Annotated in this window: 12 protein-coding genes; 4 read left to right on the forward strand and 8 right to left on the reverse strand. The window is 68.0% G+C overall.

The features are described 5' to 3' along the window. Nucleotides 1-47 precede the first annotated feature (47 nt). Complete coding sequence (locus IB228_RS02700) at nucleotides 48-458, reverse strand: hypothetical protein (RefSeq protein ID WP_192197505.1); 411 nt, start codon at nucleotides 456-458, stop codon at nucleotides 48-50. A gap of 117 nt (nucleotides 459-575) precedes the next feature. On the opposite strand from IB228_RS02700, the gene IB228_RS02705 reads away from it, so the two are divergent. Both IB228_RS02705 and IB228_RS02710 read left to right on the forward strand, forming a co-directional pair. Continuing rightward, on the forward strand, nucleotides 576-914 hold the full coding sequence (locus IB228_RS02705; protein WP_192197506.1) for an MGMT family protein: 339 nt from the start codon (nucleotides 576-578) through the stop codon (nucleotides 912-914). A gap of 43 nt (nucleotides 915-957) precedes the next feature. Further along, a complete protein-coding gene (locus tag IB228_RS02710; protein ID WP_192197507.1) occupies nucleotides 958-1,626 on the forward strand; it encodes a rhomboid family intramembrane serine protease in 669 nt (222 codons plus the stop codon). 99 nt (nucleotides 1,627-1,725) lie between these two features. Here IB228_RS02710 and IB228_RS02715 read toward each other — a convergent pair whose 3' ends face one another. Continuing rightward, complete coding sequence (locus IB228_RS02715) at nucleotides 1,726-3,732, reverse strand: M13 family metallopeptidase (protein WP_192197508.1); 2,007 nt, start codon at nucleotides 3,730-3,732, stop codon at nucleotides 1,726-1,728. A 148-nt stretch (nucleotides 3,733-3,880) separates the two neighbouring features. Further along, on the reverse strand, nucleotides 3,881-5,968 hold the full coding sequence (locus IB228_RS02720; RefSeq protein WP_192197509.1) for a M13-type metalloendopeptidase: 2,088 nt from the start codon (nucleotides 5,966-5,968) through the stop codon (nucleotides 3,881-3,883). A gap of 204 nt (nucleotides 5,969-6,172) precedes the next feature. Here IB228_RS02720 and IB228_RS02725 point away from each other — a divergent pair, with 204 nt between their 5' ends. Next, nucleotides 6,173-7,546 carry an MBL fold metallo-hydrolase gene (locus tag IB228_RS02725; protein WP_192197510.1) on the forward strand — a complete coding sequence of 458 codons (1,374 nt, stop codon included), beginning with the start codon at nucleotides 6,173-6,175 and terminating at the stop codon, nucleotides 7,544-7,546. A 27-nt stretch (nucleotides 7,547-7,573) separates the two neighbouring features. On the opposite strand, the gene IB228_RS02730 is transcribed toward IB228_RS02725, so the two are convergent. Both IB228_RS02730 and IB228_RS02735 read right to left on the reverse strand, forming a co-directional pair. Further along, the gene (locus tag IB228_RS02730; protein ID WP_192197511.1) at nucleotides 7,574-9,244 is read right to left on the reverse strand and encodes a CHASE2 domain-containing protein; all 1,671 of its coding nucleotides are present in this window, start codon (nucleotides 9,242-9,244) and stop codon (nucleotides 7,574-7,576) included. Beyond that, on the reverse strand, nucleotides 9,241-10,896 hold the full coding sequence (locus IB228_RS02735) for a FecR domain-containing protein (RefSeq protein ID WP_192197512.1): 1,656 nt from the start codon (nucleotides 10,894-10,896) through the stop codon (nucleotides 9,241-9,243). The genes IB228_RS02730 and IB228_RS02735 overlap by 4 nt, the downstream gene beginning before the upstream one ends. 117 nt (nucleotides 10,897-11,013) lie before the next feature. Here IB228_RS02735 and IB228_RS02740 point away from each other — a divergent pair, with 117 nt between their 5' ends. Then, on the forward strand, nucleotides 11,014-12,609 hold the full coding sequence (locus IB228_RS02740; RefSeq protein ID WP_192197513.1) for an NAD(P)/FAD-dependent oxidoreductase: 1,596 nt from the start codon (nucleotides 11,014-11,016) through the stop codon (nucleotides 12,607-12,609). Between the two features lie 3 nt (nucleotides 12,610-12,612). Here the strand turns inward: IB228_RS02740 and IB228_RS02745 are convergent, their stop codons facing one another. The 3 genes from IB228_RS02745 to IB228_RS02755 all read right to left on the reverse strand — a co-directional run bounded on the left by IB228_RS02745 (nucleotide 12,613) and on the right by IB228_RS02755 (nucleotide 15,330). Next, nucleotides 12,613-13,644, reverse strand: a complete 1,032-nt coding sequence (locus tag IB228_RS02745; protein WP_192197850.1) for a serine hydrolase domain-containing protein — start codon at nucleotides 13,642-13,644, stop codon at nucleotides 12,613-12,615. A gap of 231 nt (nucleotides 13,645-13,875) precedes the next feature. Beyond that, on the reverse strand, nucleotides 13,876-14,649 hold the full coding sequence (locus IB228_RS02750) for a queuosine precursor transporter (protein WP_183643292.1): 774 nt from the start codon (nucleotides 14,647-14,649) through the stop codon (nucleotides 13,876-13,878). 12 nt (nucleotides 14,650-14,661) lie between these two features. Beyond that, the gene (locus tag IB228_RS02755) at nucleotides 14,662-15,330 is read right to left on the reverse strand and encodes a DUF502 domain-containing protein (RefSeq protein ID WP_141453604.1); all 669 of its coding nucleotides are present in this window, start codon (nucleotides 15,328-15,330) and stop codon (nucleotides 14,662-14,664) included. Nucleotides 15,331-15,375: the final 45 nt, after the last annotated feature.

The raw sequence follows: 15,375 nt of genomic DNA on the forward strand, positions 1-15,375 counted from the left end.
GGATCAGCTTCAACGAATCCCCAATCCCGAATCCCCAACCCCCGCCTTCAGAGCAAATCCCCTTCGGCGGAAAGCGCGCGTTCCATGCGGTCGCCCAGGCCGCCGATTTCCAGCACCAGGCGGTCGACTTCGGCCGGGGTCAGGCCGTCGTAGGGGCGGTTTTCGCACAGTTGCAGGTAGGGCACGCCGTCGAGCTCGCCGATGGCGAGGTAGCCGACGCTGCTGTGCCAGTTGAAGCCGAGCGCGCGGCGGGCGTCGACGCCGGTGATCGGCGCGATGACCGTGCTGACCCGCAGGTAGCTGCGCTCGTCGTCGTTGCTCAGTTCGGACAGGAAGATGGCCTGGTGCCGGTTGCCGCTGTCCAGCGAGAGTTCCACGCAAGCCACGTAGGGCTCCTGGACCGACACCCGGTAGCCAGAGGTGGTCAGGTGGCTGCGGATCTGTTCGAAATTCTTCATGGCGTGGCGGACTCGGGAAATTCCAGAACCGTATGGTAGGCCGGTTTGCGGTGGCCGGGGTAGCCAGCGGGCGGGGCACGCGCCACACTTCCGGCATTCACCGACCGGACGACCCGCATGGCGGAAGCCACGCCTGAAGCGAAGATCCTCGCGGCCATCCGCGCGATTCCGCGCGGCCAGGTGGCCGGTTATGGCGAGGTCGCGCGTCGCGCGGGGCTGCCGGGCCGGGCGCGGCTGGTGGCGCGCATCCTCAGCAACAACGATGACGCGCGGCTGCCCTGGCACCGGGTCCTGCGTTCGGACGGCCGCATCGCGTTTCCCGAGGGCTCGAAGGGCTACCGCGAACAGGGCCAGCGGCTGCGCGCCGAAGGCGTACGGGTCGAGCAGGGGCGGGTGCGCGGGGTAAAAGCTGCACGCACGCTGGACGAGGCGTTGTGGGGACCGCCGGGCGGCTGAAACCCAGCGGTTATCATGGGCCCGTTCCCGAAGGATGCGAGCCATGTTCCCTCCCGTGCTGCCGGTTACCCGCGCGCTGCTGATCGCCAATGTGGTGGTGTTCCTGCTCCAGAGTTTCCTGGGCGATGCCGTCACGGTCCCCTTCCTGCAGTGGCCGATCGATTTCACCGGAAATGCGGACGACTTCGCCCGCCATGCGTTCATGCCCTGGCAACCGCTGACCAGCGGGTTCATGCATGCCGGCCTGACCCATCTGTTGTTCAACATGCTCGCGCTGTGGATGTTCGGCTCCCCGCTTGAAGCGACCTGGGGCGAGAAGCGCTTCACCACCTACTACTTCGTCTGCCTCATCGGCGCAAACCTGTGCCAGCTGCTGGTGAGCTCGTGGGTGTTGTCCGGCGGTGGCCCCGCGATTCCGTCACTGGGCGCCTCGGGCGCGGTGTTCGGCCTGTTGCTGGGTTACGGCATGCTGTTCCCGAACCAGCGCATGATCGTGTTTCCGATTCCGATGGAGATCCGCGCCCGCACGCTGGTGATCATCTACGGCGCGCTGACGCTGCTGTTCGGCATCACCGGCATGCAGTCAGGCGTGGCCCACTTCGCCCATCTCGGCGGCATGATTTTCGGCTGGCTGATGATCCGCTACTGGCGCGGGCAGCCGCCGTTCGGCAAGCGCCGGCCGCCGGGGCCGAGGATGCGGATCGTCAAGTAATCGATCCGAACGGACGGCACTCCTCCCGGGGAGGAAGCCGCACAAAGAAAAACGGCGCGTTTCCGCGCCGTTTTTTGTTGGCTTTTCCGGCCCGCCGTTTCAGCGCCACTTGCCGATCAGATCCGCGTCCTTGCGCTGCATCGGCTGGCCCGGCTTGCAGCTGAAGGCCTGGCCGAATGTCGCCTGATTGGACAGCGGCGCGTTGGTGCGCCAGACGCCCGGCGCACGCACGTCCGTGGCGGCGCGCTGGGCGGCCTCGGCGGCGTCCATGCGTTGCGCCCACAACTGCGCCCAGGCGGTGTAGAACGACTGCTTGGCGGGGACAGCGGCCTGCGGCTCGGCGGTGATGAAGGCATCCCACGCCAGTTCGACACCGGCCAGGTCGGCCAATGCCTCGTCCTGGACCAGCTTGCCGTTGACCTTGACGTTCTTCAGTTCGGGATAGGCGAACGCGTCGTACTGCGCCGCGATCTTCGCGCCGATGGCGTTCCAGGCGGTCAGCTCGGAGGCGGTCCACCAGTCGCGCAGTTCGCCCTTGGCGTCGACCATGCGGCCCTTGTTGTCGAAGCCGCGGCTGAGCTCGTGGCCCACCAGCGCGCCGTAGGCGCCGTACTGGCCGGCGGCATCGCGCTGCGGATCGAACACCGGTGCCTGCAGCACCGCGGCGGTGACGATCAGGCGGTTCTGGGCCAGGTCGTAGGCCAGCGCGGGCTGTTGCGGCAGCACGTCCCAGCGGCGATCCGCATTGCCCTTGCCGATCCGCTTCATCTCCTCGCGGTGGCGCCAGGTCGAGGCGATCAGCATGTTGCCGCCGAAGCTGCCGCGGCCCATCGGCTGCACGCTGTAATCGACGTCGCGGTGCGGCGTGCCGACTTCGATCTTGAGCTTGCCCAGCTTGGCCTTGGCTTCGGCCTTGGCGCCATCGCTGAGCCAGGTGGCGCGTTCGACCGCGCGGCCCAGCGCGTCGCGGACCTGGGCGGCGATCGCCTCGGCCTGCTGGTCGCTGGACCTGGGCAGGTAACGCTCGGCGTACTCCTTGCCCAGCATCGGGCCGGCGGCCAGGTTGATTGCGCCCAGCACCTGCTGCCAGCGGGCCGGCGGCGTGGTCTCCCCGCGCAGGACCTTGCCGCGGAACTCGAATTCGGCGTCGCGGAACGACTTGGCCAGGTACGGGGCCATGGCATCGCCGACGCGCCAGCGCAGGTAGGCCTTCCACTGGTCCGGCTTGAGGCTGGCGACCAGCGTGTCGATCTGCTTGAACAGCGCTGGATCGGCGATCGACACGGTGTCGTCGCTGACGCCCTGGGCCTTGAGGAAGGCATCGATCTGCAGGTTGCGGTATTGCTTGCCCAGTTCCTTGGTGGTGACCGGGGCGAAGTTGGACAGCGGATTGCGCAGGTCCAGCAGCGGCTTGGAAACCTGCGCCAGGCGGGTTTCCAGATCCAGCACCGCCTGCGTGTCGGCGTCCAGGCGATTCTGCGCGGTGCCGGTGAGGGCGAGGATCTGCTTCACGTAGGCGCGATAGCGATCCATCACCTGTTTGGTGTCGGCGTCATTGCGGGTGTAGTAGGCGGGATCCGGCAGGCCCAGGCCACCCTGCATGAAGTAGCCGATGTGGCGATCCAGCGCACGCAGGTCCACGTCGGGGCTGAAATTGAAGGCGACCGGAATGCCGACCTGGTGCAGCGCCGCGATCGCCGGCGCGACGTCCTTGGCCTTCTTGATGGCGTTGATGCGATCCAGCAGCGGCGCGATCGGCTTGGCGCCGTCGGCCTCCACCGCGGCTTCGTCCAGGCCGCTGGCCCAGAAGTCGCCGAGCAGCTTCTGCACGTGTCCCTGCGGCGACTGCATCGCCGCCTGCAGCAGGTCGCGCTGCTGCTGTTCCGCGCGCTCGCGCAGCTGGCCCAACGCGCTGGTGCCCGGCGTGGCGTTGGCCTTCAGCCAGTCGGCATTGGCATGGGCATAGAAATCGCTGCAGGCGGGGCTGACGGCGGGAGCGCGCGGCGCCTTCTTCTTGGCGGCTTCGGCCTGCGGGATGCCCAGCGCGGCGACCAGGGCGAAGGCGAGCAGGGAGGGATGGCCAAGGGCGGCGCGGGTCTTCGACATCAGGGAATCCGGGGTGTTGGAGTTGGCGGATTCTAGCAAGCAGGGCTGGCACTCCCTGAACGCGGCGCACACTTCCAAGGCAGGTCCGGAAACGAGGAAGGCCCGGGAATTCCCGGGCCTTCGGAGGCAACGCCGGACGTAGTCCGGATTACCAGATCACCACCTGCTTGTCGCCGTCGCGGACCATGGCGTCGCCGGCCTTGCACTGGAACGCCGCGGCGAACGCCGGCAGGTTGGACGGGGCACCGATGGCGCGGAAGTTGGCCGGCGCGTGCGGGTCGGTCTTCAGGCGCACCGTCAGTTCTTCCGGGGTGAAATTGCGACGCCACACCGTGGCCCAGTTCAGGAAGAAGCGCTGGTCGCGGGTCAGCCCGTCGGTCTTCGGATCCGGGGTGGCCTCGGTGGCCTTCTTCATCGCTTCGTACGCGGTCGCCAGGCCGCCCAGGTCGGCGATGTTCTCGCCCAGGGTCAGGCTGCCGTTGACCTTGCCGCCGCCTTCGGTGGTGTAGCCGTTGAACTGGTTGACCAGCTTGCCGGTGAGGCCGGAGAACGCCTTGGCGTCGCCGTCGGTCCACCACACTTCCATGTTGCCGGTCGGCCCGAAGCGCGAGCCCTGATCGTCGTAGCCGTGGATCATCTCGTGGCCGATCACCGCGCCGATGCCGCCGTAGTTCATTTCATCCGAGGCATTGGGATCGAAGAACGGCGGCTGCAGGATGGCGGCCGGGAACACGATCTCGTTCTGCAGCGGGTTGTAGTAGGCGTTGACCATCTGCGGCGGCATGCCCCATTCGGTCTTGTCCACCGGCTTGCCGATCTTGCCCAGGTTCCACTTGTAGTTGAATTCCTGCGCGGCCAGCACGTTGCCGATGTAGCTGTCGCGGCTGGTGGCCAGGCCGGTCCACTCGCGCCACTTGTCGGGGTAGCCGATCTTCGGGGTGAAGGTTTCCCACTTGGCGATGGCCTTCTGCTTGGTTTCCGCGCTCATCCACGGCAGGTTTTCCAAGCGGGTCTTCAGCGCCGTGCGCAGGTTGCCGACCAGGGTTTCCATCTTGGCCTTGGATTCGGCCGGGAAGGCGACCTTCACGTACATCTGGCCCAGCGCTTCGCCGGCCTCGCCTTCCACGGTATCGAGCACGCGCTTCCAGCGCGGCTTGATTTCCTTCTGCCCGCGCAGGGTCTTGGCGTAGAAGTTGAAGTTCTCGTTGACGAAGGCGTCGCTCAGGTACGGCGAGGCGCCGTCGACGGTGTGGAAGCGCAGGTAGGCGCGCCAGATCGCCGGGTCGGTGTCGCCCAGCATCTTGCTCACTTCCTGGTGGAAGCCCGGCATCGCCAGCGAGAACTTGTCCGCCTTCACGCCCTGCGATTCGAAGAACCGGGTCCAGGAGAAATTCGGGGTCAGCTTGTCGGCGTCGGCCAGGGTGACCGGGTTGTAGTACAGCGAGACGTCGCGCGAGAGTTCCTCGCTGGTCTTGGATGCTTTCGCCAGGCGGGTTTCGAACGCGACCACGTCCTTGGCCTGCTTGGCGGCGTCGGCGACGGCCACGCCGGACAGTTCCAGCACCTTGGCGATGTGGGCCTCGTACGCCTGCAGCTTTTCCTTGTTCTCGGCGTTGGTGTAGTACTCCGGATCCGGCAGGCCCAGGCCGCCCTGGGAGGCGTAGGCCAGCACCATCGAGGAATCCTTGAAATCGGCTTCGCCGCCGAAGCCGAACAGGAAGTTGCGGCCCTTGGCGGCATTGGCGCTCAGGTATTCGACAATCGCTTCCTTGCCGGCCAGGCCGTCGATCGCGGCCAGATCGGCCTTGATCGGCTCGATGCCCTGGGCGTTGACCTTGGCTTCGTCCATGCCGGTGGCCCACAGGTCGCCGACGATCTTCTCCACGCCGGTGGCGTTGGCATGCGCGGCGGCCTGTTCGGCCAGCTGACGCTGCACGGCGGTGGAACGCTCATCCAGCATTTCGAACGCGCCCCAGCTGGTGCGATCGCCCGGGATGGCGTTGGCGGCCAGCCACTTGCCGTTGGCGTAGCCGGTGAAATCGGCGCAGGCGTTCTTGCTGGTGTCCAGATCCGAGACCAGGAAGCGGTTCACCGGCGGCAGCTTGCTCTCGTCCAGCTTCAGCTGAAGTTCGCCGCTGTCGGCGCCGGCCTTGGCGGCGGCGTCGGGGGAGGCGGCTTCGTTGGGCTTGGAACAGCCGGCGAGGGCCGCGGTGACGGCCAGGGACAAGAGAAGCATCTGCGGTTTACGGAAGGTCACTTTCAACTCCGGCCCGGGTGGGCATTGGGATAGGTCTGTCCAGACGGACGTGCGCGGACTCTACTCCCCGCCCGGAAAGGCGGGGGGTGTCGAAGGTCATGGTACGGGGCCGGCCATTGCCGGGGCGTCATGGCCACGGTGGCCGGTCATGCTAGGGTTGGGCGGACATTGCGAGAGCCGAGAATGCGGATCGAATTCCATGGCGCGGCCGGCGAGGTGACCGGCTCGATGCATCTGCTGCACGCGGGCGGCAGGCGGATCCTGCTGGACTGCGGGATGCTCCAGGGCAGCCGCGAGGCCGAGGCCCGCAATGCCGATCCGTTCCCGTTCGAACCGTCGTCGCTGGACGCGCTGGTGGTAAGCCATGCCCACATCGATCACATCGGCCGGATTCCGCTGCTGGTGCGGCGCGGATTCCGCGGGCCGATCCATGCGCAGGCGGCCACCGCCGAACTGATGCCGGTGATGCTGATGGACTCGGCCTCGCTGGCCGAAGCGGACGCCGAACGCGCCAACCGGCGCCGCCGCGACGGCGAGCCCGAGGTCCAGCCGCTGTACGGACGCGAGGACGTGCAGGCGGCGATGGCACAGGTACGGCCGCTTGCATACGACCAGCGACAGCCGATCCTGGCGGGCGTGGACATCGCCTTCCGCGATGCCGGCCATATCCTCGGTTCCAGCATCGTCGAGATCTGGGCCGATGATCGCAAGCTGGTGTTCTCCGGCGATCTGGGCCAGAAGGGCACGCCGATCCTGCGCGATCCTTCGCCGGTGCGCGACGCGGACCTGGTGCTGATGGAGTCCACCTATGGCGATCGCAACCATCGCGATCGTCCGGCCACGGTACGCGAACTGGGCGATATCCTCGAGCAGGCCTGGGCCGATCGCGGCAATGTGCTGATACCCGCGTTCGCGGTCGGCCGCAGCCAGGAACTGCTGTACTGGTTCGCGCGCCATTGGGACGAGTGGAACCTGTCGCGCTGGCGCGTGTTCCTGGACAGTCCGATGGCGGGCAAGGTCGTGCAGATATACGGACGCCACCACGAACTGTTCGACATGGAAGCGCAGGAAGTCTGGCGCGGCTCGCCCAATCCGTTCCGGCTGCCCAACCTGCACATCACCGAAAGCACCGCCGAATCGATGGCGATCAACCAGATCACCAATGGCGCGATCATCATCGCCGGCTCGGGCATGGCCAACGGCGGTCGCATCCAGCACCACCTGGCCCACAACCTGGATCGGCAGCGCACGCACGTGGTGTTTGTCGGTTACCAGGCCGAGGGCACGCTGGGACGGCGGCTGGTCGATGGCGCGCGCTGGGTACGCATCCACGGTCGCGACCACCGGGTCAATGCGCGGTGCCACACCATCGGCGGCCTGTCCGCGCATGCGGATCAGGCCGGATTGCTGGCGTGGTACGGCGGATTCGAACCTTCGCCTCCGGTGGTGCTGGTGCATGGCGAGGACCGCGCGCGCGAGGCGCTGGCCGGCGAAATCGGCGAACGCTTCGGAGTGACCGCGGAACTGGCGCGGCCGGGCATGCAACTGGACGTCTGAAAACACTCGCGACCGGTGCGTCGGTCGTCAGGGCGTCGCGGCGGCGTGGCTCACACTGCGGTTGCGACCGGCCTGCTTGGCCTGGTACAGCGCCGCGTCGGCGCGTTCGAACACTTCCGCCGAATCCAGATTGTCGCCGGCCTGGGTGGTGTGGATGCCGATGCTGGCGGTGAATGGCGGCGCATCGAGGGCACGCTCGGTGCGGGCGGCCAGATTGGCCAGATCGACATGGATGGTGGTGGCGATGGTGGCGGCCGCCTGCGCGGAGGTTTCCGGCAGCAGCACCGCGAATTCGTCGCCGCCCAATCGCGCGATCACGTCGCGCGGGCGGCGCGCGCGTCCGCGCAGCACGCGCGCCAGCAGCCGCAGCACCGCGTCGCCGCTGGCGTGTCCCTGGCTGTCATTGAGCTGCTTGAAGTGATCGATGTCCAGCAGCAGCAGCGACATCGGCAGGTGGGTGCGCTGGATCGCGCGCAGTTCCTGTTCCAGCGCATGGTTGAACTTGTTGCGGTTGGCCAGCCCGGTCAACGGGTCGGTCTGGGCGGCGCGCTGGGTGCGGCGAATCAGGCGGTATACCCATACCGACGCGCCGGTCGCCAGCACCAGCAGGGTGGCCGAGGCGGGGAACCACAGCCGCGCGAACTGCAGCAGCAGCAGGGACAGCAGCAAGGTCAGGGCAATCGTGGCCAGCGCCGGCCGCCAGATCTGGCGGAACGCCGGGAAGCCGCACAACACCATCGGCAGCGATACCAGCAGGATCGACAGCAGCAATTGCGCGCCCAGCGACATCGGGGTGATGGCGGTGCCCTGGATCAGCATGTTGAGCACGTTGGCCTCGTACTCAACGCCGGTCAGTCCGCGTCCGCCGCGCTGGCCCGGCACGTTGACGGTGTCGCCCATTCCCATCGCGGTGGTGCCCACCAGCACCCAGCGTCCCTGCAACAGCGAGGCCGGCACGCGCTGGTGGATGACGTCGGTGTAGGAAACCTGGGCGAATCCGCCCGGAGGACTGGCGTAGGGAACCAGCACGCGGTGATCGCGCACCCAGCGCTGCGGCGAGGCCTGGTCCTGATCCGACAGGCGTTCGCCGGGCAGATCATCGTTCTGGGCCAGCGGCTGATCCAACTGGCTCAGCGCCAGCGCCAGGGCCGGCCAGCGCGGAGAACCCTGGCCGGCGCGCAGATAGGCGCTGCGCACCACGCCATCGTCGTCCGCCGCCAGGTCCACGTGACCCAGTGAAGCGACCGATGCGGAGAATTCCGGGATTGGCAGCAGTTCCACCAACGGCCCGTTGGCCTGGGTCGCCTCGGCCAGCACCGGCAACACCACCTTGCCGTGGCGACTCATGGCACGCGCCAGCAACGCATCGCCCTCGGGGTCGAACAGCGCCGGTTCGGACAGCAGCAGATCCAGGCCGATGCCACGCACGCCGATGCGTCCGAGTTCGTCGATCAGGCGCGCATGCTGGCGCCGCGACCACGGCCAGCGACCCAGTTCGCCCAGGCTCTTTTCGTCGATGGCGACGACGACGATGCGATTGTCCGCTTCCTGCGAGACCAGCGGGCCGAGCCGGTCGTACAGCCATTGATCCATCCGCGCGACCAGGCCGGTCAGGATCAGGCAGGCCACGATTGCCGATGCGCCGAGCGCGATCAGCAGGCGGCTCCTGGGCTTGGAGGTCGAGGGCGGGGGGATCATAGGCTCAGCAGGAGCAGGACCGCGCCCGCTCCGGCACCGATCCGGCACAGCCGACAGGGCAGCTTGACCTTCTGCGCCGGCGCGAACTCGCCGGTTTCCCCGTCGGTGTCGATGGCCTGCGCGCGCAGGTACCAGGTTCCGCCGGCCAGCTTGGACACAGTGATTTCGGGCTGTTCGACGACCTCGTCGACGCGCAGCTTGTCAAACGACGGCGAACGCGACATCTGGAAGCGGTAGCGCTGGCCCGGCTGGCCCGCGCGCCAGTGGAAACTGATGTCTCCGGCGCGTGCGCCATCCTTGTCCAGATCGATGTCGTCGATCGGATCCAGCGGGCGGACCGTGAACTCGATGGCGTCTCCAAATGGCCCCTTCTTCCCCTGGGCATCGATGCTGCCCACCCGCCAATAGTACGCGCCGGGCGGCAACGGCTCTGCGACGGTGATCGCTTCTCCGCGCACCTCGTCCCCTCGCGCGACCGGGGCGCGGAACTCGGGGTTGTCCGCCACTTCGTAGCGGTAGCGGTGGGCTTCCGGCGCCTGGGTCCAGCGCAATGCCGGACGGTTCTGGCGGACCAGGCCGCCGGCCGAGGGAGTGATGGCATACGGCGGCACGGGCCGGCCTTCGATGGCGAACGCGGCGTCGGCATCGCGGCCTTCCAGGCCGCCGCCATCAATCGCGCTGACCCGAAGGTGGTACTGGCCCGGCTCCAGCACCGGGGCGGTGACCGACGGCGTGCCGCTGGCGAGATCGGCGACGAGCGCCGCGAAATCCGGGTGCGGGCTGATCAGGACACGATAGCCCGCGGCGCCGGCGACCGCGGGCCAGGCGAACTGCGGGCGCACACTGTCCTGGTGCGCGGCGATCGACGAAAGGTCCGGCGCGGGCAGCAGCGCGATCGGCTGCAGCGAATCGCCGCCCCCGGTTTGCGCGTGCGTGCCGAAGCCGGGCTTGAGCAAGGTCGCGTGCCGCCCGACGGTCACCGCGACGCGTCCGTCCAGCACCTCCGCCTGGGTACCCTGGTCACCGCTGTGGATGCGGAAACGGGTGCCGCGCACGGCGGAGGAAGCGGTGGGCGTGTCGACGATGAAGCGGGAACCCGGACCACGCAGATGGCGGACTTCGTTGTGGACGTGGCCGCGCTGCAGGCGCAGGCGGGTGTCGACCATGCCGGTGCGGCCGTAGCGGGTCAGCCGGTCCAGCACCAGTTCGCTGCCCTCGCGCAGGCGCAGGCGGGAGCCATCGGCGAACTGCAGGCTCAGCGATGCGCCCGCGGCGGTCAGCAGGCGGCTGCCTGCTCCCAGTTCCATGCCTTCGTTCACTGCTTGCGAGGTGCCGGCGCTGGTCACGGTGGTGGCCTTGCCGATCAACGCCACCACCCGCGCCCGCGCCGGCTGCTGGCGCAGCCAGGTCAGGGGAATGCGCAGGCGGGTGCCCGGCGCCAGCCGGTAGGGATCGGCGATGCGGTTATGCTGTTGAAGCCGATGCCAGTCGACTCCGGGTTTGAGATAGGCGCCGCCCAGATCCCACAGGGTGTCGCCCGGGCGGACCCGGTAGACCCAGTCTTCGGCGAACGCGGGGACGCAGGCCAACGCCAGGACCAGCAAGAGCCCCGCGCGGAATCCCATTCCCCGGACCAACGTCGTGATCGCCAAGCCTGTTCCCTGCCATCCAGTTTGCGTGCTGAATCACAATTATAGGCGAGCCGGCCTCCCGGCTGTGGCCGCTGCGGGCCCCGGCTTCCGTTTAGGCGTTCCGGCCGGAGCGGGGGCATGAGCGACTCCTCCCGGGACGTCCTGCTGGTCGGTGGAGGCCACAACGGCCTGGTCTGCGCGACCTATCTGGCCAGGGCGGGCCTGGGGGTGACCGTGCTGGAACGCCGCGCGGTGCTGGGTGGCGCCGCGGTCACGGAGGAATTCCACCCCGGTTTCCGCAATTCGGTGGCTTCCTATACGGTCTCGCTGCTGCAGCCCCGGGTCATCGCCGAGCTGGAGCTTGCCCGCCATGGCCTGCGGGTGGTCGAGCGCCGACGCAACAACTTCCTGCCGCTGCCGGACGGCGGCTACCTGCTGACCGGCGGCGGCCAGACCCGGGCCGAGTTCGCCAAGTTCTCCGCCCGCGACGCCGAGCGGCTGCCGGCCTACGAGGCCCGCCTGGACGCGATCGCCGACGTGCTGCGCGCGCTGGCGCTGGAGCCGCCGCCCAACCTGACCGATGGCGGTTGGTGGAAAGCATTGCCGGAACTGCTGCGCACCGCGCGCCTGGGCCGGAAGCTGCATGCGCTGGACGAGACCTTGCGGCAGGAACTGCTGGATCTGTTCACCATCTCCGCCGGCGAATACCTGGACCGCTGGTTCGAGAGCGAACCGGTCAAGGCGCTGTTCGGTTTCGACGGCGTGGTCGGCAACTACGCCAGTCCGTACACGCCCGGTTCGGCGTACGTGCTGCTGCACCATGTGTTCGGCGAGGTGAACGGGGTCAAGGGCGCGTGGGGCCACGCCATAGGCGGCATGGGCGCGATCACCCAGGCGATGGCCGGCGCCGCGCGCGCGGCCGGGGTGGAACTGCGCACCGGTGCCGGCGTGCGCGAGGTGCTGGTGGAACGGGGCCGCGCGGTCGGCGTGGTGACCTCCGACGGCGAGACGCTGCGCGCCCGCGCGGTGGTCGCCAACGTCAATCCCAAGCTGTTGTACGAACAACTGATGCGCGCGGACGACGTACCCGCGCCCACCCGCGAGCGGATGGCGAACTGGCGCTGCGGCTCCGGCACCTTCCGCATGAACGTGGCGCTGTCGCGGCTGCCGGATTTCACAGCGCTGCCGGGCGAGGGCGATCACCTGACCGCCGGCATCATCCTGGCGCCGAGCCTGGATTACATGGATCGCGCCTATCGCGACGCGCTGGCGCACGGCTGGTCGCGCGAGCCGATCGTGGAGATGCTGATTCCCTCCACGCTGGACGATTCACTCGCGCCGCCGGGCCAGCACGTCGCCAGCCTGTTCTGCCAGCACGTGGCGCCGGTGTTGCCGGGGGGACGCAGCTGGGACGATCACCGCGAGGAAGTCGCCGATCTCATGATCGCCACGGTGGATCGCTTCGCGCCCGGGTTCGCCGCTTCGGTGCTGGGCCGGCAGGTTTTGAGCCCGCTGGACCTGGAACGCACCTTCGGGCTGATCGGCGGCGACATCTTCCACGGTGCGCTCTCGCTCAACCAGTTGTTCAGTGCCCGGCCGATGCTGGGGCAGGCGGGCTATCGCGGTGCGATTCCCGGCCTGTACCTGTGCGGTGCGGGCACCCATCCGGGCGGCGGCGTCACCGGCGCGCCCGGGCACAACGCGGCGCAGGTGATCCTGGCCGATCTGAAGTGAGGCTCAACGCTGGCGGAACAGATCCGCGATGGCGACGGCGGTGCGATAGGGCTCCGGATCGTTGCGGTTGCTCAGCAGGATGACGGTGAGCTTCTCCTTCGGATAGCGCACGATCACGTTGCGGAAGCCGATGCTCTCGCCGGAATGCCAGACCGCGTCGCCGTTGATGCGCCAGCCGAAGCCGTAGTACGGCACGTCCGGTTCCGGCGTGGGCGTGGCATGGCTGAAGGCCAGGTCCAGCGATGTCTTCTTCAACAGGCGCTCGTCGTAGAGCGCCGCGTCCCAACGCGCCAGATCCCGGATCGAGGAATAGATGCCGCCGTCGCCCAGCACCGCGCTGGTCGGGCTCTGGTCGGTACGCTCCCAGCGGCCATCGGTTTCGCTGTAGCCGTAGGCGCGGTTGACCACGGTGGAGACGCCTTCCTCCAGCGCCAACGTGTCGGCCATGCCCAGCGGCAGGAAGATGCGCTGGCGCAGGAAGCTGGCGAAATCCTGCCCCGAAGCCTTGCCTACGATCAGCGCCAGCAACGCGTAGCCGCTGTTGCTGTAGCGGTACGAACTGCCGGGCGCGAAATAGGTGCGGTCCTGTCCTTCCAGGATGTGCAGTACGTCGATGTCGTGCAGCTGGCCCTTCAGATCGGCGGGCATCACGTCTTCGTAGTCGATCAGTCCGGAGGTATGGCTGAGCAGCTGGCGGATGGTGATGGCGTCGGCGGCGGCCGGCAGGGAAGGCAGCCAGCGCTTGACCGGATCGTCCAGCCGCAGCTTGCCGTCCTCGGCCAGCAGCAGGATGCTGGCGGCGGTGAACTGCTTGCTGATCGAGGCCAGTCGGTAGTTGGTCTCCGGCGCGGCGGGCACGCGATCTTCCAGGTTGGCCAGGCCGAAGCCGCGATCGACCACCGGCTGGCCGTCCTTCAGGACCAGCAGGGAGGCGCCCGGCACCTGGCCGTCGTAGCGCTGCATCAGGCTGGCGATGGCGGCGTCACGGCGGGCCTTTGCGTCACCGGCCGCGTCCGCCTGTGCATGCACGGTCATCGACGGGAACAGCGCCGCCACCAGCAACAGGGGCAGCACACACGCGGTCCGCGACAGATTCATCCAGCCTCTCCCCGGTTTGAATGGAAGCCGGAGCATAGCGGGTTGGGGTGGCGCGCGCAGCGCGAGGTCTGGATGGCGAAGCGGAGCAAGCTCCGCTCCACGCAATGCGGCATCCGGTTCCCCGTAGAGCGGAGCTTGCTCCGCTGGCACCGCCCGCATTCGAGCCGCTCAGTCCGCAGCCGCTTCCTGCCGCAGCTGCCGTTCGCGGTCCTCGCCCAGGTAGCGGCGGATGGCGTACCGCATCAGGTACAGCAACGGGATCAGGGCGATCGCGGCGAGCATCTTGTAGACGTAGTTGACCGAACTGACCGCCAGGAACAGCGACGTCGGCCACTTCTGCGGGCCCAGCACGAACGCGATCCAGATGACCACGAAGCTGTCGACCAGCTGCGAGATCGCGGTCGAGCCGGTCGCGCGCAGCCAGACCATGCGCTCGCCGGTGGCGACCCGGATCCGATGGAACACCGCCACGTCGATCAGCTGCCCGATCAGGAAGGCGATGATCGAGCCGACGATCGACCACATGCCCTGGCCGAAGATGGCCGCGAATGCGGCCTGGTAGTCCGGCACGCCCTGCTGCTCGGCCGCCTTGACCCACCAGCCCGCCGGCGCGGTGGCGATCGCGAGGAAGGCGAACACGAAGCCGTAGACGATCAACGCCACCGCCATCCACGAGATGAAACGCACGCCGCGGCGGCCGAAGAACTCGTTGATGGTGTCGGTGAGGATGAACACGAACGGCCACAGCAAGGTACCGACCGTGAAATTGAGCGAGCCGGTCTGGCCGAACAGGTTCCATTCCAGCGGCGCGATGCCGAGGGTGTCCTCGAGGGCGAAGATCTTGACCCCGATGAACTCCGCCAGCACCGCGTTGACGCAAAAGAACGCCGCCAGTGCGATGAACAGCCGTACCGCGCGATCGTCGAGGGTACGGCCACTCATCACTGCCATCGGTCAGCGCTCTCCCGCGCGGGTGAAGGGCATGGATTCCGGCGAAACCGCGCCGCCGGAGATGATGAAGCTCATCGCCTGATCGACCGTCCAGTCGGTCGGGGTCAGCAGTTCCACCGGCACGATTTCCAGGTAGCCGGAGGTGGGATTGGGCGTGGTCGGCACGTATACCGCCGCCAGTTCGCGGCCGGTGCCTTCCTCGCGGATCACCCGGGTCACCAGGCCCACCGATTTCATGTCGCGATGCGGGAAGTCGATCAGCACAACGCGCTGGGTGCTGCCGGGCTTGGTCTGCAGGATGTCGAGCAACTGGCGCGCGCTGGTGTAGATGGTGCTGGCCAGCGGGATGCGCAGCACCAGCAGTTCGAACCAGCGCAGCAACTGCTGGCCGATCACGCGGCGGGCGAGGATGCCGACCGCGAGGATCGCCAGCAGGGTGGCGGCCAGCGCGATCGTGTTCTGCACCCACTGCGCGTTGAACCAACCCAGCGCCTGCGGGAACGAGGCGGCGATCTGGTGCGAGACGGGGCCGACGAAGGGCTTGCTGATGTCGGACAGCAGCACGAAAACGAACTTGACCACCACCCAGGTCAGCCAGATCGGCAGCAGGGTGAGCAGTCCGGTCAGGAACAGGCGCTGCAGGGAAGGGCGGGAGGAGGCATCGGGGGGCATGGCGGCTATTGTAGGACCAGCCCGGGCCGGCGTGCGGGGCTTTGC

This window comes from Pseudoxanthomonas sp. PXM04 (genome assembly GCF_014851695.1).
Classification (GTDB): domain Bacteria; phylum Pseudomonadota; class Gammaproteobacteria; order Xanthomonadales; family Xanthomonadaceae; genus Pseudoxanthomonas_A; species Pseudoxanthomonas_A beigongshangi.

Bases quoted from the DNA above. Each gene is read 5' to 3' on its own strand.
- IB228_RS02700 (WP_192197505.1), bottom strand. From the start codon at position 458: ATGAAGAATTTCGAACAGATCCGCAGCCACCTGACCACCTCTGGCTAC.
- IB228_RS02705 (WP_192197506.1), top strand. From the start codon at position 576: ATGGCGGAAGCCACGCCTGAAGCGAAGATCCTCGCGGCCATCCGCGCG.
- IB228_RS02710 (WP_192197507.1), top strand. From the start codon at position 958: ATGTTCCCTCCCGTGCTGCCGGTTACCCGCGCGCTGCTGATCGCCAAT.
- IB228_RS02715 (WP_192197508.1), bottom strand. From the start codon at position 3,732: ATGTCGAAGACCCGCGCCGCCCTTGGCCATCCCTCCCTGCTCGCCTTC.
- IB228_RS02720 (WP_192197509.1), bottom strand. From the start codon at position 5,968: ATGCTTCTCTTGTCCCTGGCCGTCACCGCGGCCCTCGCCGGCTGTTCC.
- IB228_RS02725 (WP_192197510.1), top strand. From the start codon at position 6,173: ATGCGGATCGAATTCCATGGCGCGGCCGGCGAGGTGACCGGCTCGATG.
- IB228_RS02730 (WP_192197511.1), bottom strand. From the start codon at position 9,244: ATGATCCCCCCGCCCTCGACCTCCAAGCCCAGGAGCCGCCTGCTGATC.
- IB228_RS02740 (WP_192197513.1), top strand. From the start codon at position 11,014: ATGAGCGACTCCTCCCGGGACGTCCTGCTGGTCGGTGGAGGCCACAAC.
- IB228_RS02745 (WP_192197850.1), bottom strand. From the start codon at position 13,644: ATGACCGTGCATGCACAGGCGGACGCGGCCGGTGACGCAAAGGCCCGC.
- IB228_RS02750 (WP_183643292.1), bottom strand. From the start codon at position 14,649: ATGAGTGGCCGTACCCTCGACGATCGCGCGGTACGGCTGTTCATCGCA.
- IB228_RS02755 (WP_141453604.1), bottom strand. From the start codon at position 15,330: ATGCCCCCCGATGCCTCCTCCCGCCCTTCCCTGCAGCGCCTGTTCCTG.